Annotated in this window: 18 protein-coding genes; 9 read left to right on the top strand and 9 right to left on the bottom strand. The window is 69.9% G+C overall.

Annotated elements, in window-relative coordinates:
• Positions 1-84: 84 nt before the first annotated feature.
• The 6 genes from HRF36_RS02050 to HRF36_RS02025 form a co-directional block, all read right to left on the bottom strand.
• Positions 85-522, bottom strand: coding sequence for a cytidine deaminase (locus HRF36_RS02050; protein ID WP_173205456.1), 438 nt, complete (start codon positions 520-522; stop codon positions 85-87).
• Positions 519-1808 carry an ABC transporter permease gene (locus tag HRF36_RS02045; RefSeq protein ID WP_173205453.1) on the bottom strand — a complete coding sequence of 430 codons (1290 nt, stop codon included), beginning with the start codon at positions 1806-1808 and terminating at the stop codon, positions 519-521. The genes HRF36_RS02050 and HRF36_RS02045 overlap by 4 nt, the downstream gene beginning before the upstream one ends.
• Positions 1805-3082, bottom strand: a complete 1278-nt coding sequence (locus HRF36_RS02040) for an ABC transporter permease (RefSeq protein WP_173205451.1) — start codon at positions 3080-3082, stop codon at positions 1805-1807. The genes HRF36_RS02045 and HRF36_RS02040 overlap by 4 nt, the downstream gene beginning before the upstream one ends.
• On the bottom strand, positions 3079-4599 hold the full coding sequence (locus tag HRF36_RS02035) for an ABC transporter ATP-binding protein (RefSeq protein WP_173205448.1): 1521 nt from the start codon (positions 4597-4599) through the stop codon (positions 3079-3081). Before HRF36_RS02035 ends, HRF36_RS02040 begins: the two co-directional genes overlap by 4 nt.
• Before the next feature lie 157 nt (positions 4600-4756).
• Positions 4757-5842: a BMP family protein gene (locus tag HRF36_RS02030; protein ID WP_173205445.1), complete on the bottom strand. Its 1086-nt coding sequence runs from the start codon at positions 5840-5842 to the stop codon at positions 4757-4759.
• Positions 5843-6009: 167 nt separating this feature from the next.
• Positions 6010-7128, bottom strand: coding sequence for a mannose-1-phosphate guanylyltransferase (locus HRF36_RS02025; RefSeq protein WP_173205443.1), 1119 nt, complete (start codon positions 7126-7128; stop codon positions 6010-6012).
• Positions 7129-7224: 96 nt separating this feature from the next.
• Between HRF36_RS02025 and HRF36_RS02020 the strand changes: the two genes are divergently transcribed.
• The 5 genes from HRF36_RS02020 to HRF36_RS02000 all read left to right on the top strand — a co-directional run bounded on the left by HRF36_RS02020 (position 7225) and on the right by HRF36_RS02000 (position 12083).
• Positions 7225-8367, top strand: a complete 1143-nt coding sequence (locus HRF36_RS02020) for a glycosyltransferase family 1 protein (RefSeq protein ID WP_173205440.1) — start codon at positions 7225-7227, stop codon at positions 8365-8367.
• Between the two features lie 185 nt (positions 8368-8552).
• Positions 8553-9005 (top strand): succinate dehydrogenase, cytochrome b556 subunit, encoded by a 453-nt coding sequence (sdhC, locus tag HRF36_RS02015; RefSeq protein WP_173205437.1) that lies wholly within the window; start codon positions 8553-8555, stop codon positions 9003-9005.
• 4 nt (positions 9006-9009) lie between these two features.
• Positions 9010-9459, top strand: a complete 450-nt coding sequence (gene sdhD, locus HRF36_RS02010) for a succinate dehydrogenase, hydrophobic membrane anchor protein (RefSeq protein ID WP_173205434.1) — start codon at positions 9010-9012, stop codon at positions 9457-9459.
• A gap of 58 nt (positions 9460-9517) precedes the next feature.
• Entirely contained in the window at positions 9518-11326 is a 1809-nt protein-coding gene (gene sdhA, locus HRF36_RS02005) for a succinate dehydrogenase flavoprotein subunit (RefSeq protein WP_173205431.1), read from the top strand.
• A 1-nt stretch (position 11327) separates the two neighbouring features.
• On the top strand, positions 11328-12083 hold the full coding sequence (locus tag HRF36_RS02000; RefSeq protein ID WP_173205428.1) for a succinate dehydrogenase iron-sulfur subunit: 756 nt from the start codon (positions 11328-11330) through the stop codon (positions 12081-12083).
• A 79-nt stretch (positions 12084-12162) separates the two neighbouring features.
• Here the strand turns inward: HRF36_RS02000 and HRF36_RS01995 are convergent, their stop codons facing one another.
• The gene (locus tag HRF36_RS01995; protein ID WP_173205425.1) at positions 12163-12510 is read right to left on the bottom strand and encodes a hypothetical protein; all 348 of its coding nucleotides are present in this window, start codon (positions 12508-12510) and stop codon (positions 12163-12165) included.
• The gene (locus HRF36_RS01990; protein ID WP_173205422.1) at positions 12510-13625 is read right to left on the bottom strand and encodes a DUF6177 family protein; all 1116 of its coding nucleotides are present in this window, start codon (positions 13623-13625) and stop codon (positions 12510-12512) included. Before HRF36_RS01990 ends, HRF36_RS01995 begins: the two co-directional genes overlap by 1 nt.
• Positions 13626-13814: 189 nt before the next feature.
• On the opposite strand from HRF36_RS01990, the gene HRF36_RS01985 reads away from it, so the two are divergent.
• A complete protein-coding gene (locus HRF36_RS01985) occupies positions 13815-14558 on the top strand; it encodes a hypothetical protein (protein WP_173205419.1) in 744 nt (247 codons plus the stop codon).
• 33 nt (positions 14559-14591) lie between these two features.
• On the opposite strand, the gene ptsP is transcribed toward HRF36_RS01985, so the two are convergent.
• Positions 14592-16241, bottom strand: coding sequence for a phosphoenolpyruvate--protein phosphotransferase (gene ptsP / locus HRF36_RS01980; RefSeq protein ID WP_173205416.1), 1650 nt, complete (start codon positions 16239-16241; stop codon positions 14592-14594).
• 165 nt (positions 16242-16406) lie between these two features.
• On the opposite strand from ptsP, the gene HRF36_RS01975 reads away from it, so the two are divergent.
• The 3 genes from HRF36_RS01975 to trpS are packed head-to-tail and all read left to right on the top strand — an operon-like array spanning position 16407 to position 19478.
• The gene (locus HRF36_RS01975; RefSeq protein ID WP_173205413.1) at positions 16407-17567 is read left to right on the top strand and encodes a YihY/virulence factor BrkB family protein; all 1161 of its coding nucleotides are present in this window, start codon (positions 16407-16409) and stop codon (positions 17565-17567) included.
• Between the two features lie 10 nt (positions 17568-17577).
• Positions 17578-18423, top strand: coding sequence for an exodeoxyribonuclease III (locus HRF36_RS01970; RefSeq protein ID WP_173205410.1), 846 nt, complete (start codon positions 17578-17580; stop codon positions 18421-18423).
• A gap of 50 nt (positions 18424-18473) precedes the next feature.
• Positions 18474-19478, top strand: coding sequence for a tryptophan--tRNA ligase (trpS, locus tag HRF36_RS01965; protein ID WP_173205407.1), 1005 nt, complete (start codon positions 18474-18476; stop codon positions 19476-19478).
• Positions 19479-19480 lie beyond the last annotated feature (2 nt).

Here is a 19480-nt window from a genome sequence, read left to right as displayed (position 1 = left end):
GTGAGGCTCCTAGCGGTGGTGCGATGGGTGGTGCGACGATGCGCGACGCGGACGTCGCGACCGGGACGGACGAGGAGGCGCGGGTCAGTTCTGCGAGGCCCGGTACTGCTCGAGTTGGCGCGGCCCGAACGCATCGGGGATCACCTCGTCGATGGTCTTGAAGCCCGAGACGGTGTCGAGCACCATGGCCTCGTCGGAGTGTTCGTAGAGCAACTGCCGACAGCGACCGCAGGGCATCAGCACCCCGCCGTTGCCGTCCACGCAGGCGAAGGCGACCAGTCGGCCGCCGCCCGTCATGACGAGGTCGGACACGAGTGAACACTCGGCGCAGAGGGTGATGCCGTACGAAGCGTTCTCGACGTTGCACCCCGAGACGATCCGCCCGTCGTCGGTGAGGGCGGCCGCCCCGACCGGGAACCGCGAGTACGGGACATAGGCCTTGCGCATGGCGTCGCGGGCGGCCGCACGCAGGGCGTCCCAGTCGGTCTCGGCGACGACCGACTCGCTGCTGCGGGCCGTCACGACTTGATGTAGGGCTTGCCCGAGGCCGCAGGACCCCGGGACTGCCCGACCAGGCCGGCGACCGCGAAGATCGTCACGACGTACGGCAGCATGAGCATGAACTCGCTGGGCACCGGCGAACCGATGGCCCCGAGCACGTTCTGCAGGTTGCTCGCGAAGCCGAACAGCAGCGCGGCGAGCGTGGCGCGGATTGGGTCCCAACGTCCGAAGATGACCGCGGCCAGGGCGATAAAGCCCGCGCCCGCCGTCATCTCTTTCTGGAAGTTGCCGAGGGAGCCGAGCGTGAAGTAGGCCCCACCGAGACCCGCGATGGCACCCGCGAGGGAGACGTTCCAGAAGCGCGTGGCGTTGACCTTGATACCCACGGTGTCGGCGGCCTGCGGGTGCTCGCCCACCGAACGGAGGCGCAGCCCCCATCGGGTACGGAACAGCGCGTAGAAGACGACCGCGATCGCGATGTACATCAGGTAGACGATGATCGTCTGGCGGAAGAAGACGGGCCCGACGATCGGTATCTGGCTGAGCACCGGGACGTCGAGCTGCGGGAAGCGCACGCCGCGGTTGAGCGACTCGGACTTCGACAGCACCTGCGAGTACAGGAAGCTGGTGAGGCCCGTGACGAGCACGTTGAGCACGACTCCGACGATGACCTGGTCGACGATGTACCGGATGCTGAAGACCGCGAGCACCATCGACACGAGGACCCCCGCGATCATCGCGCCGACGAGGCCGACGTAGGCCGATCCGGTCGCCGAGGCGACCATGGCGGAGACGAAGGCACCGGCGAGCAGCTGCCCCTCGATCGCGACGTTGACCACGCCGACCCGCTCGCTGATGACGCCACCGAGGGCGCCGAAGATGAGGGGGGTGCTGAGCGCGAGGGCACCGAGCAGCAGACCGGGCACCGGGATGGTCTCACCGGCGCTCGCCCAGGTGAGGAAGCCGAGCAGGAACAGGACGCCGAACACGGCGACCAACCAGATCGGCACCTTCTGGAAGCGCACGGCGCGGAGCACCGCGACCACGGTGATGACGGCCAACAGCACCGTGAGCACGATGCCGGTGCCTGCCGCCGGCAGGACGGCGTCGGGCAGGGCGAAGAAGTCCGTCGCGGTCGACAGTCGGAACGTGCTCTCGCCGTCACGTGCCAGGCCGAGGAACAACACGGCGGCGACGACGGTGAAGATCGCGAAGGCCACGGGGGCCTTGAGACTGCGGGTCGTGGCCCGGCCCAGGTCGGGCGACGGGGCGGCGGGCGCCGCGGTGTCGGGGGTGAGCGTGCTCACTTGGTGACCACCGCCTCCTTGATCGGGGCCTTGCGCACCGGGCGGAGGCCCGGGGCCGGCAGACGGAAGATCGCTCGGACCAGCGGGGGCGCGGCCACGAACAGCACGATGAGGGACTGCACGACGAGCACGATGTCGATCGGCACACCGTTGGCGGCCTGCATCGAGTACCCGCCCGCCTTGAGTGCCCCGAACAGGACACCGGCGCCGAAGACGCCCCACGGCCGCGAGCGACCGAGCAGCGCGACCGTGATCGCGTCGAAGCCGATACCCGCGTCGATACCCGAGGTGAAGCCGCTGGTCAGCGTGCCGAGCACCTGGGTCGACCCGGCCACGCCCGCGAGGGCACCCGAGATGAGCATCGCGTAGAGGTAGATGTTCTTGACGTTCATGCCGGCCGTGCGGGCCGCGTGCGGGTTCTCGCCGACGGCCCGGAACCGGAAGCCGAGCGTCGACCGGTTGATCAGCCACCAGACCACCGCCGTGATGACGATGACCAGCACGAAGCCCCAGTTGAGGTTGTACCGGGCACCGAAGAGGTCGGGCAGGATCGCCGTGTCGAGCGTCGCGGGCGATTTCGGGTTCGCACTGCCCGGGGCCTGGAGCAGCCCCTGTGTGCGCAGCATGAAGGCGAGCAGGTAGAAGGCGATGTAGTTGAGCATGATCGTGAGGATCACCTCGTGGGCGCCGGTGCGGGCCTTGAGCAGACCCACGATGCCGCCCCAGAGCGCTCCGGCGGCGATTCCGGCGGCGAGGGCCAGGGGCAGGTGCACGGCGAGCGGAAGGTGGAAGGAGAACCCGACCCAGCCGGCCGCGGCCGAGGCCATCAGCATCTGCCCGCGGGCACCGATGTTGAACAGGCCCACGCGGAACGCCACCGCCACGCCGAGGCCTGCCGCGATGAGCGGCACGGCGTAGTTCAGCGTCTCGGTCAGAGGACGGATGCCCGCTGCGAAGCCGTCGACCCGGAAGTTGTAGATCGCCCCCTGGAAGAGCGACGAGTACGACCCGCCGACCGCGGCCCAGAACGCCTGGAAGAAGTCGGCCGGACGCGAGAAGAAGTAACCGAGGGTGCCCTGCACCGAGGTGTCGGTGAACCCGATCAGAAGACCCGAGACCACGAGGGCCAGCACGACGGCGAGCACCGAGATGGCTGCGTTGCCGGTCGTGATCTCTCTCAGGAGGCGCGAGCCGCGTCCCTCGGCGGTCTCCGGTGACGACGGCGCGGGTGGTGTGCCCGGGCCCTGCGTGGTGGTGGTGGTGGCGTCGCTCACGCTGCCTGCTCCGTTCCCTGCGGCATCTCGCCGGCCATCATGAGCCCCAGCACGTCGCGAGGGGTGTCCGCCGGCACGATGCCGACGATGGTGCCGCGGTACATCACGGCGATGCGGTCGGCCAGGGCGGCGACCTCGTCGAGTTCGGTCGACACGACGATGACGGGTACGCCCTGATCGCGGGTCTCCACGATGCGCTTGTGCACGAACTCGATCGAGCCGACGTCGATGCCCCGGGTGGGCTGAGCTGCCACGAAGAGCCGCAGGTCGCGGCTGAGCTCGCGAGCCAGCACGACCTTCTGCTGGTTGCCGCCCGAGAGACGACCGGCGGGCGTGGCGATGCCCTGCGTGCGGATGTCGAACTCCTTCACCTTGGCCACGGCGAACGCCGCGAGCTCGGCGAGCTTCAGGGAGCCGCGCTTCACGAAAGGGCCCGACTGCGAGCGGTCGAGCATGAGGTTCTCGGCGACGGTGAACTCGCCGACGAGGCCGTCCTGGTTGCGGTCCTCGGGGACGAAGCCGACACCGGCGTCGAGCACCTGGCGCACGCTGCGACCCGTGATGTCGCGCCCGTCGAGCGAGACCCGGCCCTCGACACGTGGCTGCAGGCCGAGGATCGCCTCGGTCAGCTCGGTCTGACCGTTGCCCTGGACGCCCGCGATGGCCAGGATCTCGCCTCGGCGGACCTCGAACGAGACGTCGTCCACGACGACCTGGCCGATCGGGTCGACGACCCTGAGGTTCTCCACCACGAGGGCGGCCTCTCCGGCCTCGGCCGGGGATTTCTGGACGGTGAGCTCGACGGCACGCCCGACCATGAGAGAGGCGAGCTCGGCGTTCGAGGCGCTCGGCTCGGCCTCGCCGACGACCTTGCCCAGGCGGATGACGGTGATGCGGGTGGCGACCTCGCGCACCTCGCGCAGCTTGTGGGTGATGAAGACGATGGCGGTGCCGGCGTCGCGCAGCTGACGCATGATCACCATGAGCTCGTCGGTCTCTTGCGGCGTCAGCACGGCGGTGGGCTCGTCGAACACGAGGACCTTGGCGTCACGGGACAGGGCCTTGATGATCTCGACCCGCTGCTGGACGCCGACGGGCAGCTCTTCGACCAGGGCGTCGGGATCGATGTCGAACCCGAAGCGGCTGCTGATCTCGCGCACCTTCGCGCGGGCCGCGGCGAGATCGAGTCGGCCGCCCGACTTGGTCTCTTCGTGGCCGAGCATGACGTTCTCGGCGACGGTGAAGACCGGGACGAGCATGAAGTGCTGGTGGACCATCCCGATGCCGGCGCCCATGGCGTCACCCGGGCCCGAGAAGTGCTGGACGGCGTCGTCCAGCAGGATCTCGCCCTCGTCGGCCTGGTACAGGCCGTAGAGGACGTTCATCAGCGTGGACTTGCCGGCGCCGTTCTCGCCGAGCAGGCAGTGGATCTCGCCGGGCTCGACGGTCAGGCTGATGTGGTCGTTGGCGGTCAATGCGCCGAATCGCTTGGTGATGCCCCGCAGTTCGAGCTTCATCTCAGGTGGCTACCTCGGGTCTAGGCATTCGGGTGTGGTCGGACGGCACCGGGTCGGCGGTCCGCCCACGGGCGTTGAGAGGGCCGGGAGCGACGGGGTGACCGTCGCTCCCGGCCCTGGGTCAGTCGATGCTAATCGATGACGGGAGGTGCTTTCGTCAGCTGGTGAGCGCCGACGGCGACTCGACCTCGATCGAGCCGTCGATGATGCCGGCCTTGATCGTGTCGAGCTCGTCCTGCAGACCGGAGTCGACCTTGTCGGCGTAGTCGTGGAACGGGGCGATGCCGACGCCGTCGTTCTCGAGCGTGCCCACGTAGGGAGTGCTCGAGAACTTGTCCTCGCTGGCCTGGGTCACGACCGCGTCGGTCGCCTGCTTGATGCCCTTGAGCACCGAGGTGAGGAACAGGTCGCTGTTGGCGCTGTCGGTCTCGTAGGTGTCGCTGTCGGCACCGACCAGGACGACGTCCTTGCCGGAGTCGCGGATGGCCTCGGCGGCGCTCTGGTAGATGGGCCCACCGACCGGCAGGATGACGTCGGCGTCCTGGTCGATCAGGGTCTGGGCGTTCTGCTTGGCCGTGGTGCCGGCCTCGAAGCCGCCCGTGAAGCTGCCGGTCTGCGAGTCGACGTCCCAGCCGACGACCTTCACGTCTTCGCTCTTCTGCTCGTTGAAGTACTTCACGCCGTCGACGAAGCCGTCCATGAAGATCGTGACGGTCGGGAACTGCATGCCGCCGAAGGTGCCGACGACGCCGGTCTTCGAGTAGCTGGCTGCCGCGTAACCCGCCAGGAAGGCCGCCTCGGAGGTGTTGAAGGTGATCGGCTGGACGTTGTCGGCCGTGATCGACGCGTCGTCGATGGTGGCGTAGTTGATGCCCGAGTTCGCCTCGGCCGCCGACTTGGTCGCGTCGGCGAGGGCGAAGCCGACCGTGACGATCAGGTTGCAGCCCTGGTCGGCGAGGTTCGACAGGTTGGCGTCGTAGACCGTCTCGTCGGCCGACTCGACCGTCTTGGGTGTCGCGCCGATGGCCTCGGCGGCTTCGTTGAGGCCTTCGTAGCCGAGCTGGTTGAACGACTTGTCGTCGAATCCACCGGCATCGGAGACCATGCAAGGGACGAAGTCGCTCGAGGCGCCGCTGGTCGAGCCAGAGCCGCTGTCGGGGGCCGAGGCACAGCCGGCCAGGATGACGGCGGTGCTCGCCAGGGCGAGGCCGCTGAGCACGGCCTTGCGCGCAGTTGTAGTCAAGTTGTCCTCCAGGGTGCAGCCCGGCACGAGGCGCGCCGGGTGGGTATGGCTGCCAGGTTACCTACTGTGACGAGCGCCGCCGACCGTCGGGTGGTAGTGATGCCGAGGCGTTACACAGTCGCGACCACGACGTAACGAACGTGAAACCTTCGCGGCCCCCGAGCGGGTCAGAGGACGTCGCTGCGACCGCTGAGCTTGAGGGCGTCGACGACGCTCTTGACGCGCTGCGCGTTGGCCGTGGTCGTGACGAGAAGGGCGTCGGGGGTGTCGACCACGATGATGTCGCTGACGCCGATCAGCGAGATCAGCCGGCCGCTGTTGCCGACGACGATGCCGCTCGAACTGTCGGCCAGCACGCGGGCGTTCTCGCCGAGGATCGCCAGATCGCTCTTGCGGCCACCGGAGTGCAGTTTGGCGATCGACGCGAAGTCGCCGACGTCGTCCCAGTCGAAGTCGCCGGGAACGACGGCCAGACGGCCCGCCGCCGCCGCGGGCTCGGCGACGGTGTAGTCGATGGCGATCTTCTCGAGACCCGGCCAGACCTTGTCGACGACGGCGCCGCGCCTCGGGGTGTCCCACGCCGCGGCGAGCTCTTCGATGCCCTCGAGCAGCTCGGGGCGCGTCTCACCCAGCTGCTCGAGCAGCCGATCGGCACGCGAGATGAACATGCCGCCGTTCCAGAGGTAGTCGCCGCCGGAGACGTAGCGTTCGGCCGTCTCGAGGTCGGGCTTCTCGACGAAGGCCTCGACCGTACGGGCGCTCGGAGCCCCCTCGATGTCGAGCGGCGCCCCCACGTGGATGTAGCCGAAGCCGATCGCCGGCTCGGTGGGCGTGATGCCGATGGTGGCGATGTAGCCCTCGTCGGCGGCGACGATGGCCTCGCGGACCGCGCGACCGAAGCCCCGGGTGTCGGCGATGACGTGGTCGGCGGCGAAGGAGCCGATGATCACGTCGGGTTCGCGCCGGCGCAGCACGGCGGCGGCCAGACCGATGGCCGCCGTGCTGTCCTTCGGCTCGCTCTCGAGGACCACGTTGTGGTCGGCGAGGCCGGGGAGTTGCGACTCGACCGCTGCGCGGTGAGCCCGCCCGGTGACGACCATGATGCGCTGGTCACCGTTGAGCGGGGCCAGGCGATCCCACGTGCCCCGCAACAACGTCGACCCGCTGCCAGTGAGGTCGTGCAAGAACTTCGGCGCGTCGGCGCGACTGAGGGGCCAGAGACGGGACCCGATGCCGCCCGCCGGGATGATGCTGTAGAAGCGGTCGAGGCTTTCCTGGATCGTCATGCGTTCACCTTATCGACGCCCTTCCTCCATGCCTCCGATCCCCTCTCGCCACCGTCGCCGGTGAGGCTCGCAGCACGAGCAGTCCGAGGAGGACCGATGCGAGTCGTGATCGTGACCGAGAGCTTCCTTCCCACCGTGAACGGGGTCACGACGAGCGTGCTGCGCGTGCTCGACCATCTGGCCCGACGGGGGCACGAGGCCCTCGTGATCGCCCCGGCCGGCCGGGGCACGACGAGCTACGCCGGTTTCCCCGTCCACCGGGTGCCGTCGGTGGCCTACCGCCAGTTTCCGGTCGGTCTGCCGAACCCCCAGGTCGCCGCGGCCATCGCCGCGTTCCGTCCCGACGTGGTGCACGTCGCCTCGCCGTTCCTGCTCGGCGCCCAGGCGATCGCCGCCGCGGCACGCCTGGGGGTTCCCTCGGTCGCCGTGTTCCAGACGGACGTCGCCCGATACGCGGGGACGAACGGACTCGGCCTCGGCTCGGCCGTGGCCTGGCGACTCGTGCGTCGCATCCACGACCAGGCCACGACGACGCTGGTCCCTTCGCGCGCCTCCTCGAGGGACCTCGAGACGGCCGGCGTCCGGCGACTCGCGACCTGGGGGCGAGGGGTCGACTCGGCCCTGTTCCACCCGAACCGCAAGTCGGGCGACGCGGTGCGTGCCCTGCGCGAGTCCTGGGGCTCCCCCGACCACGTGCTGGTCGGATACGTGGGCCGCTTGGCTCCCGAGAAGCAGGTCGAACGGCTCGCGGCCCTGCGACCGCTGCGGCAGACACGCCTCGTGGTCGTCGGCGGGGGCCCGTCCCTGCCCGCCCTGCGCCGGCGACTGCGCCACCTCGACCCGGTCTTCACCGGGCCCCTCCACGGCGAGCACCTCGCCGACGCCTACGCGGCCCTCGACGTCTTCGTGCACACGGGCTCGACCGAGACCTTCGGCCAGACCGTGCAGGAGGCCCACGCGAGCGGACTGCCGGTCGTCGCGCCGGCCGCCGGTGGCCCCCTCGACCTGGTGCGGCACGGGGTCGACGGGTTCCTCTTCGACCCCCGCCACGACCACTCGCTCCGCCGGAGCGTGCGCACCCTGGTCGACTCGGACGAGTTGCGTGCCCGGTTCGGCGAGGCCGGGAGGCGCGTGGTCGTCTCTCGGACGTGGGAGACCCTCGGCGACGAACTCGTCGAGCACTACCGACGCGCGATGGCGAGCGTGCGCGACCGGGCCGAGCGCGCCTCCGTGCGCTGACCCCGGCGCGACCGGACCGGTCCGTCTTGTCTCGACGTCGAACGAGTTCGGCGGGGTGGGGCGGCGGCCCCTCTCGGCGGGAACATAGGATGGAGGGGTTCTGAGAACATCACCAGCGGACACGGCTGTCCCTCGTACCGACCGAGCGAGAGCGTCGTCCGCCCCATCCGCGAGGAGAAGTGCTCATGGCCGAGCAGTCGACGGGAACGGTCGCATCACCGTCAGGCAGACCGGGTGCACCGAAGATCAGCGCGCCTAAGGCGCCCGGGAAGATCGCCGGCACCCTCTACCGGGGCCGTGAGGGCATGTGGTCATGGGTGCTGCACCGCATCACCGGCGTGAGCATCTACTTCTTCCTGCTGGTGCACATCCTCGACACCGCCCTCGTGCGGATCAGCCCCGAGGCCTACAACGCCGTGATCGGCACGTACAAGAACCCGATCATGGGGCTCGGCGAGACCGGTCTGGTCGCGGCGATCCTGTTCCACGCCCTGAACGGCCTGCGCATCATCCTGATCGACTTCTGGGGCCCGGGCACCAAGTACCAGCGCCTCATGTTCTGGATCGTCATCGGCGTCGCCGCGGTCCTGTTCGCCGGTTTCGCGCCGCGCCACCTGATGAACGTCTTCTCGGAGTAGAGCCATGACCACCCAGACCGTCGAAGCCCCGCGCTCGGCCCGTGCGGCCCAGCGCACCACCAACTACGAGAAGTGGGGCTGGATCTACATGCGCGCCAGCGGCCTGCTGCTCGTCGTGCTCGTGTTCGGCCACCTCTTCATCAACCTGCTCGCGAGCGAGGGTGGCGTCAAGGCCATCGACTTCGCCTTCGTGGCCGGCAAGTGGGCCAGCCCGTTCTGGCAGGTCTACGACACCCTGCTGCTCTGGCTCGCGCTGATCCACGGCACGAACGGCATGCGCACGATCGTCAACGACTACGTGTCGAAGCCCATGGTGCGCAAGGTGCTACTCGTCACGCTGCTCGTGTCGACGGTCGTGCTGCTCGTCCTCGGCACGCTCGTGATCTACACGTTCGACCCCTGCCCCGCGAACGCCCCGGCCGACCTGCTGCCGTCGTTCTGCAGCGCCGGCTGAGCACCCGGCCCACCGTCCACTCCGGCCCCCGGCCGCACGTCCATCACCGGAAAGAACCGTGACCACACCCTCCCCCGAACCCACCAGCACCGTCGTCGACGGCGTCCACTACCACCAGCACGACATCGTCATCGTCGGGGCCGGGGGTGCGGGCATGAGAGCAGCCATCGAGGCGGGCCCCAACGCCAGCACCGCGGTCATCTCGAAGCTCTACCCGACGCGCTCGCACACCGGCGCGGCCCAGGGCGGCATGGCCGCCGCCCTCGCCAACGTCGAGGACGACAACTGGGAGTGGCACACCTTCGACACCGTCAAGGGCGGGGACTACCTCGTCGATCAGGACGCCGCCGAGATCCTCGCCAAAGAGGCCATCGACGCCGTCCTCGACCTCGAGAACATGGGCCTGCCCTTCAACCGCACCCCCGAGGGCAAGATCGACCAGCGACGCTTCGGCGGACACACGGCCGAACACGGCAAGAACCCCGTGCGTCGGGCCTGCTACGCCGCCGACCGCACCGGCCACATGATCCTGCAGACCCTGTACCAGAACTGCGTCAAGCACGGCATCAACTTCTTCAACGAGTTCTACGTCCTCGACCTCATCATGGGAGAGATCGACGGCGAGGAGCGCCCCGCCGGGGTCATCGCCTACGAGCTGTCGACGGGTGACCTGCACGTCTTCCAGGGCAAGGCCGTGATCTTCGCCACGGGTGGCTTCGGCAAGATCTACAAGACGACCTCGAACGCGCACACGCTCACGGGTGACGGCGTGGGCATCATCTGGCGCAAGGGCCTGCCGCTCGAAGACATGGAGTTCTTCCAGTTCCACCCGACCGGCCTGGCCGGTCTCGGCATCCTGTTGAGCGAAGCCGCCCGCGGCGAGGGCGCGATCCTCCGCAACAGCGAGGGCGAGCGCTTCATGGAGCGCTACGCCCCCACCATCAAAGACCTGGCACCACGTGACATCGTGGCGCGCTGCATGGCGACCGAGATCCGAGAGGGCCGAGGGGCGGGTCCGCACAAGGACTACGTCTACCTCGACATCACCCACCTCGATCCGGCCGTGATCGACGCGAAGCTCCCGGACATCACCGAGTTCGCCCGCACCTACCTCGGTGTCGAGCCCTACACCGAGCCGGTGCCGGTCCTGCCGACGGCCCACTACGCCATGGGTGGCATCCCGACCAACGTCAAGGCCGAGGTGCTGCGCGACAACACGACGGTCGTTCCCGGCCTCTACGCCGCCGGCGAGTGCGCTTGCGTCAGCGTGCACGGCTCGAACCGCCTGGGGACGAACTCGCTGCTCGACATCAACGTGTTCGGCAAGCGGGCCGGCAACAACGCGGTCGAGTTCGTCAAGGACGCCCCGTTCGTGCCGCTCCCCCACGACCCCGCCGCCTTCGTCCGCGGTCTCGTCGAGGACGTCCGCAACGCGACGGGCACCGAGCGCATCGCGACGCTGCGCAAAGAGCTGCAGGACAGCATGGACCGCAACGCCCAGGTGTTCCGAACCGAAGAGACGCTCGACGAGGTCACCCACGTGATCGCCGACCTGCGAGAGCGGTTCAAGAACATCTCGGTGCAGGACAAGGGCAAGCGCTTCAACACCGACCTGCTCGAGGCCATCGAACTGGGCTTCCTGCTCGACCTCGCCGAGGTCGTCGTCTACTCGGCGCGTTCGCGACAGGAGAGCCGCGGCGGACACTTCCGCGAGGACTACCCCACGCGCGACGACGCGAACTGGCTCGTCCACACGATGGCCTACCTCACCGGCGACGCGCACTCGTCGCTGGCCGGCGACCACATCCGCCTCGACACCAAGCCCGTCGTGATCACGAACTACCAGCCGATGGAACGGAAGTACTGACATGAGCACCGCTGTCCTCGAGAACAAGCCCCAGGGCTCCGACGCCGTCCCCACGTTCACGGCCACGCTCATCATCCGTCGGTACGACCCCGAGGTCGACGACGAGCCCCGCTGGCAGGACTTCGACGTGCAGGTGCTGCCCACCGACCGCGTGCTGGACGCCCTGCACCAGATCAAGTGGGAACAAGACGGTTCGCTGACCTTCCGCAGGTCCTGCGCCCACGGCGTCTGCGGTTCGGACGCGATGCGCATCAACGGTCGCAACCGGCTGGCCTGCAAGACCCTCATCAAAGACCTCGACATCTCGCAGCCGATCTACGTGGAGGCCATCAAGGGTCTTCCCCTCGAGAAGGACCTCGTCGTCGACATGGAGCCCTTCTTCCAGTCGTACCGCGAGATCCAGCCGTTCTTGATGGCCTCGTCGAAGCCCGAGAAGGAGCGCCTGCAGAGCGCCACCCAGCGCGAGCGGTTCGACGACACGACCAAGTGCATCCTCTGCGCCGCCTGCACGTCGAGCTGCCCGGTGTTCTGGACCGACGGCCAGTACTTCGGCCCGGCAGCGATCGTGAACGCGCACCGCTTCATCTTCGACTCCCGCGACGAGGGCGCCCAGGTGCGCCTCGACATCCTCAACGACAAAGAGGGCGTGTGGCGATGCCGCACCACCTTCAACTGCACCGAAGCGTGCCCGCGGGGCATCCAGGTCACCCAGGCGATCGCCGAGGTCAAGCAGGCGGTCCTGCGCGGCCGGGCCTGACACCCGACCGACCATACGGAGGAGGGCCCGACCACCGAGGTGGTCGGGCCCTCATCCGTGGCCTGAGGACGCTGCGGCGTCAGTCGTCCTCGACGATGCACGCGGCCTCGAGGCCGAGGGCGAGCCGGAGGGCGACCGAGACTCCGGTCTCTCCTTCGTCGCCCATCGGGGCGACGGCGTCGATCCAGAACACCGGGAGGCGCACCGAGGGCGGGTCGGGCAGGAGACGGTCGAGCTCGTCCACCTGGGTCAGCTCGGCCGCCTGATAGATCGTGAGGAGGGGCACGCCCCCCGCCGCGAACACCTGCAGGGCGTCTCCACCGTCGATCTCGCGCACGCCGAACGAACTGTCGACCGCGTGAGCGGCAGTCACGAGATCGAGCTGGTCGTAGACGTGCGGGCTCAGGATGGTGATGTCGCGGGGCATCAGGACTCGTCCTCGACCGGACGCTCGGCCTCCGTCGTGCTCTCGTGCAACAGGTCGAGTTCGTGCAGGTCTTCCTCCCACGCCTGAAGCAGGGGGCTGGCGACGAGTTGGGCGAGCCGCTCGGGGCCGACGGCCTCGAGGGTACGGTGCAGGGCGTTCCACCCCGAGGTGGCTGCGTCGCCCAGGGGGACGACGTAGGCGGGCAGACGCGGTCGGCCCACCACGACGACCGGCCGTTCGGCGTCCAGTGCCGAGCGCTCGAGGCCGAGCCGCCGGACGGACGGTGCCCCGATCAGCAGGGCGACCGGGTTCGGCGGCGGGTACGTCACCGCCCGGACGCACCGGTCGGACTCGCCCTCGCGGGCGATGACCAGGGCGAAGGTCGGCAGCGACGACTCGGCGATGCGGCCGAGGGCGTCGGTCAACCGGGCGATCGCGTCGTCGAGCGAGCCCTCGGTCACGTCGACCGTCAGGGCCGTGGTCTCTTCGATGCCGTGCTCGGTGACCCGCGCGGTGATCGTCGCCGACAGGTGCGGGCCCTCGACGACGACCCGCACGGTCTCGGGTGCCTGATGGCGGGCGTGCTGGGTCAGGACCCACCGGTCCCAGACGTGCCCGAGGGGCTCGGTGGTGCCCCACCGGGTGGGCACGGTGCCCGAGGCGGCTGCTCCCAGGATCTCGACCGCGCCTCCCAGGCTCGTGTCGTGTGAGGCCCGGTGCAGCATCGTCAGGTCGACACTGAGCTGGCACGTCGTGTCGACCGCGTCGGCGATGACCAGCAGCCGCTCGGCGACCAGCCCCGCGGCGGGCTCGGCCTCCGCCACGGTGGCGGCGGCGTCCACGTCCTCGTAGGGCACGCCCGTGAGGCCGTCGCGCAGGCGGTCCTGGTCGTCGTGGACGGCCCAGACTCCCCCGGCGGCGACCAGCGCGGCTCGGAGTCCGACCGTGAGGCGCGACCGCTCGCTGGTCACCAGCACGACACGTCGACTCGTCGTGGGTCGGCCGAGGAGGTCCGCGAGCGGACGACTGAGTCGGACGACACGGGCCCTGCTGTCGACCCGGATGGCGCGCGACGTGATCGCGTCGACCAACGGGTGTCGGATTGGGGTGCCCACTACTCGATACTGCTCCGTGCCGGACGGCGGTGACCGGATGCACGGCGGACTCGGATGAGCACGGCCCGGGACGGCTCGGGCGGCCTAGGCTGGGTGCCCGTCATCGCCACAGACCCTCGAGAGGCACGCCATGCACGACGTCCGACGTCTCGACCGACGGCCCCGCCGGTCCGCCCTGCGAGAGATCTCGTGAGGCGACGTCCGTACCGCAACGGCGAGCAGCCCGTCGACCAGCGAGAACGCCGTCGCGCCTTCGCGAGAGCGCTGCGGACCAGACCGTCCCTGCGACCCACGGCCGACCGCGAGCTCGGACGGGCCCTGGCCCGCCTCGACGAGCTCGCCGAGAAGGCCTTGCTCTCGGGTGAACACGACCGCCTGCTGGACGAGACCCGGGTGTCGATCTGGCCGCGCGAGCTGGACGCCGTCGTCTCCGTCGTCGTGGACAGGCTCGATCCGCCGTCGTCGGTCGACCGCGCAGCGGTGGCCGCCGCCGTCGCCGACAACCTCGAGGCGCGCTTCGGCCTGCGCCCTGGAGCCTCGCCGACCGAGAGATCGGTCGTCCTCTGGCAATCGGTGGCCGGTGCCGATTCACGACTGGCCGAGAACGGGTGGGAGCGTGACGTCCTGTCGGACGACCGGGAGGCGCTGGCCGAGTTCTTCGCATCGGACGGCGACCCCGTGCGGGCCCGCTTGACCCGGTCGTCGGGCCGCCTGCACCTCGAACTGCGGGGCACGAACGCCCCCGTCGGCGACCGATCGTCGTCGTACGCGGTGCTGTCACGTTCGAGCGCGCTCGTCCTCGTTGACGACCCCCGCGGCCTCGTCTCGGTGCTCGACGAGGCCACGGCCGGCGCGCTCCGCGACGTGGTCGTCGCCTGGGGCGAGCTCGCCGACCACCTGGACCATCGTCGTGCGGAGATGGCCGCGAACTGAGCTCGACCGGGTCCGGCGAATTCTGCGCCGGGCTCAGACGCTGACGGCCTCGGCTGCCTCTCGTGCGCCGGCGGCGGTGGTCGCGGCGATCGCGGCGGCCGCGAGTCGACGGGCCTGGTCGAGGGTGTACCGGGAGAGCTCGAGTCGGACGTCGGCCAGCGCGGCCGGCGTCATCGAGAGCGTGGTGGCCCCGAGACCGACGAGCACGACGGCGAGGAGCGGGTCGGCCGCGGCCTCGCCGCAGATGCCCACCGGCTTGCCCGCCGTCGCCCCGGCGTCGCCGAGTGACTTGACCAGGCGCAGCACGGCCGGGTGCCACGGGTCCTGGTAGGCGGCGACGGAACCGAGCATGCGGTCGGCGGCCATCGTGTACTGCGTCAAGTCGTTGGTGCCCACGCTGACGAAGTCGGCACGGGCGAAGATCTGGTCGGCCAGGACGGCGAGCGACGGGACCTCGGCCATCACTCCGACGGTCTTGAGACCGAGTTCACGGCCCAGGGTGACGAAGTACTCGGTCTCTTCCGCGTCGCTGACCATGGGTGCCATGACCCAGAGGTCGGCGGTCGTCGCGGCCTGTGCCGCCGCGAGCGCGGTCAACTGGTCGCGCAGGATGTCTTCTTTGACCCGCAACGCACGGAGGCCGCGAAGACCGAGCGCCGGGTTCTCCTCGTGAGCGTCGTTCAGGAAGCTGAGCGGCTTGTCGGCGCCCGCATCGAGGGCGCGGACCACGACCTTCTTGCCCGGGAAGGCCTCGAGCAGCGCGGTGTAACTCGCCGTCTGGCTCTCGACGGTGGGCGCCGACGAATTGCCCAGGAACAGGAACTCGGTGCGGAACAGGCCCACGCCCTCGGCACCGAGTTCGACCGCGCCCGCGGCCTCGCCGGGCGCACCGAGGTTGGCGAGCAGCGGGACGGCGTGGCCGTCGGCCAGTGCCCCGTCGGTCAGCGGGGCTGCGGCCGCGGCCGCACGGTCGGCGATGCGCTTCTCGGCCTCGGCGACCTCGTCGGGGGACGGGTCCACCGTGACGACCCCGCTCGCGGCGTCGGCCACGACGACGGTCCCGTCGGCCAGGTCGAGTGCACCGGTCACTCCGACGATGGCGGGGATCGACTTCGACCGGGCGAGGATGGCCGTGTGCGAGGTGGGCCCGCCGTCGCGGGTGACGAGCGCGAGCACCTTGTCGAGGTCGAGCAGGGCGGTGTCGGCCGGGGCGAGGTCGGGCGCGACGAGGACGAACGGGGTGTCGCTCTCGGGCACGCCCGGGGCGGGGACCCCGCGCAGCGAGGCGATGACGCGCTGCGCCACGTCACCGAGGTCGGTGGCGCGCTCGGCCATGTAACCGCCCATGCCGACCAACAAGTCCTGGAACGCCGCGAAGGCCTCGTGGACGGCGCGTTCGCCGGTGCGACCGTCGTCGATGCGGGCCTTGACGTCGTCCGTGAGAGTGGGGTCCTGCGCCATCAGGGACTGGGCGTCGAGCACGTCCTTCGCCTCGCCGCCGGCCTTCTCGCCCCGCGCCGTGAGGTCGGTGGCGACGGCGGTCAGGGCGGTGAGCACGGCGTCATATTCGACGGCCGCGTCGGCCGTGCGGGGGTCGGTGCCCGGCTCGGGCAGCGGATCGGGCATCTTCTTCACGGGGCCGACGGCCACTCCACGTCCGACGCCAACGCCCTGTAGTGCCACGGTGAACCTCTTCGAGTCTCGATGGTGGGGACGTACGGCGGAACGCCGGGCACGCCCACGGTCGGTCCATCGTAGACGGAACGCTCGGGGGTCCGGTCAGCTCCGATCTCCGGCTCGGACCCGGAGGCCCGGACCGCCTGCCCGGGCCGCCTCTACCCTGGACGAATGCACGCGCCGTGGACTCGAGAACCGACGCCCGACCCGGTCGAGGCGATCGGCGCCTCCTCGGTCAGTGGCCCGTCCGGACGGGCCCGCCGGGCCGGGTCGCGCGTCGTGGGTTCTCGCCCCACCCGGGTGCTGGCACGGCACGTCGTCGCGAAGGGCCCGTTGCTCGCCGCGGGACTGACCTACCAGGCACTGTTCGCGCTGTTCGCGGCCCTGTGGGTGGGTTTCTCGGTCGCAGGCTTCGTGGTCTCGGGTGACGAGCTGCTCCGGGACGAACTGATCGTGTTCATCCGCTCGGCCGTTCCCGGGCTGATCCAGGACGCCGACGGCACGGGCGTCGTCGACCCCGAGCTGCTGCTCGACGCGTCGGTCTTCGGGTGGACCGGAGCCGTCGCCCTGCTCGGCCTGCTCGTGTCGGCCGTCACCCTGCTCGGCAGCATGCGCGACTGCGTGCGGATCGTCTTCCGGGCACCGCAGCCCGTGACGCCCCTCGGCCGGCTGATCGTGCGTGACCTCGGCCTGGCACTGGCCTTCGGCGCCGCGGTCGTCGTCTCGGCGACGCTGTCGTTGGTCAGCACCACGGCGGTGTCGGGTCTGTTGTCCGGCGTCGGCGTCTCGACCCGGTCCCTCATCGGCGAGACGACGTTGCGCGTGGTCGGCATCGTCCTCGTGTTCGTGTTCGAGACGGCGGTGCTCGCCGTGTTGTTCCGCGTGCTGGCGGGTCTGCACATCCCCTTCCGGCGGCTGCTGTCGGGGGCGATGATCGGTGCGGCCGGGTTCGTCTCGTTGACGGTGGTCGGCGGCGTCGTGCTGCGCGCCACGGGCTCGAACCCCCTGGTCGCCTCGTTCGCGGCGATCGTCGGACTGCTGATCGTGATCAACCTGCTCTGCCAGGTGCTGCTGCTGAGCGCCGGCTGGATCGCCGTCGGCATGGATGACCTGGGCGTCCTCGCCGACCCGCACCAGGAGGCGGCCCGCCTGCAGCGCCTCGAGGACGAACGGCGAGCCGAGGAGGCGCGGGTCCGGTCACGCCGCGGACGTCTCGTCGTCGGCGCGCGCGGCCTGCTCTCGCGGTCGCTGCGCGTCGCCCGCCGGGGCAGCCCGCCCGACGCCCCGCCCACGGGCCCCCCGGAAGGCACCCGTGACGGTGCCCGCCGCTAGTCTGGAGCCCATGTCCACGCGCCTCCGTCTCGCCACCGTCAACGTCAACGGCGTCCGTGCCGCCTTCCGCAAGGGCATGGGCGAGTGGCTCTCGGCTCGTGACGTCGACGTCCTCACGCTGCAAGAGGTGCGCGCCTCGACCGACGACCTCGAGGGCCTGCTCGGCCCCGAGTGGAACGTCCTCCACGACCCGGCGTCCGCCAAGGGCCGGGCCGGGGTCGCCATCGCCAGTCGGGGCAAGGCACACGTGCACCGCGTCGAGCTCGGGCCCGACGACTTCGACAGCGCCGGCCGTTGGCTCGAGGCGGACTACGAGATCGACGGCACCGTCGTCACCGTGGTCAGCACGTACGTCCATTCGGGCGAGGTCGACACCCCCAAGCAGGACGAGAAATGGAAGTTCCTCGACGCCATGTCGGCGCGGCTGCCCGAACTCGCCGCCCACAACGAACTCTCGGTGGTCACGGGCGATCTCAACGTGGGTCACCGCGAGCTCGACATCAAGAACTGGAAGGGCAACGTCAAGAGCGCCGGCTTCCTGCCCCGGGAACGCTCGTACTTCGACCGCTTCCTCGGCCCGGCGGGTGAGCAGGTCGAGACCGTCGACGGCTCGGGCGGCGAGGGTCTCGGGTGGGTCGACGTGGGTCGACGATTCGCGGGCGAGGTCGACGGGCCCTACTCGTGGTGGTCCTACCGCGGTCAGGCGTTCGACAACGACGCCGGCTGGCGCATCGACTACCAGCTGGCCACCCCGGCCCTCGCCGACACGGTCGAGCACTACGTCGTCGACCGGGCGTCCGCCTACGACCAGCGGTGGTCGGACCACGCCCCCGTCGTGGTCGACTACCGGCTCTGACCCCGCGCCCCACCCGTCACTCTTCTCGCACCACCCCGACCGAGGACCTCATGACCAAACCCCGTCTCTTCTCCGGCATGCAGCCGTCCGCCGACTCCCTCCACGTCGGCAACTACATCGGCGCCCTCCAGCAGTGGAAGTCGCTGCAGACGACGCACGACGCCCTCTTCTGCGTCGTCGACCTGCACGCCATCACCGTCCCGCAGGACCCCGCGGCGTTGCGCGCCCAGATTCGCGGTACCGCCGCGCAGTACATCGCCGCGGGCATCGACCCCACGCAGTCGACCCTGTTCATCCAGTCGCACGTGCCGGCGCACACGCAGCTGGCTTGGGTGCTCAACACCCTGACCGGATTCGGTGAGGCCAGCCGCATGACGCAGTTCAAGGACAAGGCGGCCAAGCAGGGGTCCGACGCGGCCTCGCTCGGCCTGTTCGCCTATCCGACGCTGATGGCCGCCGACATCCTGCTCTACCAGGCCGAGACGGTCCCCGTGGGTGACGACCAGCGCCAGCACGTCGAGCTCACCCGCGACCTCGCCACCCGGTTCAATTCGCGCTTTGGCGAGACGTTCGTCGTGCCCGAGGCGACGATCCAGAAAGAGTCGGCACGCGTCTACGACCTGCAGTCGCCCGAGTCGAAGATGAGCAAGTCGGCGGCCACCGACGCGGGTGTCGTCTGGATGCTCGACGAGCCGAGCCGCACGGCCAAGAAGATCAAGTCGGCGGTCACCGACGCCGAGCGCGAGATCCGCTTCGACCGAGGGGCCAAGGCGGGTGTCTCGAACCTGCTCACCATCCTGTCGTCGTTCTCGGGCGACAGTGTCGCCGACCTCGAAGAGCGGTACGCGGGTCGCGGCTACGGCGACCTCAAGAAAGACGTGGCCGAGGTCGTCGTCGAGACCTTCGCCCCCGTCCGTACACGGGCACTCGAACTGCTCGCCGACCCGGCCGAGCTCGACCGCATCCTCGCGGTCAACGCCGACCGGGCGAACGAGATCGCCCAGGCCACCATCGACACCGTGTACGACCGCATCGGCTTCGTCCGCAAGGCCTGATC

This window comes from Frigoribacterium sp. VKM Ac-2836, assembly GCF_013248995.1.
Taxonomy (GTDB): domain Bacteria; phylum Actinomycetota; class Actinomycetes; order Actinomycetales; family Microbacteriaceae; genus Frigoribacterium.
This window is presented reverse-complemented; position numbering and strand designations above follow the sequence as displayed.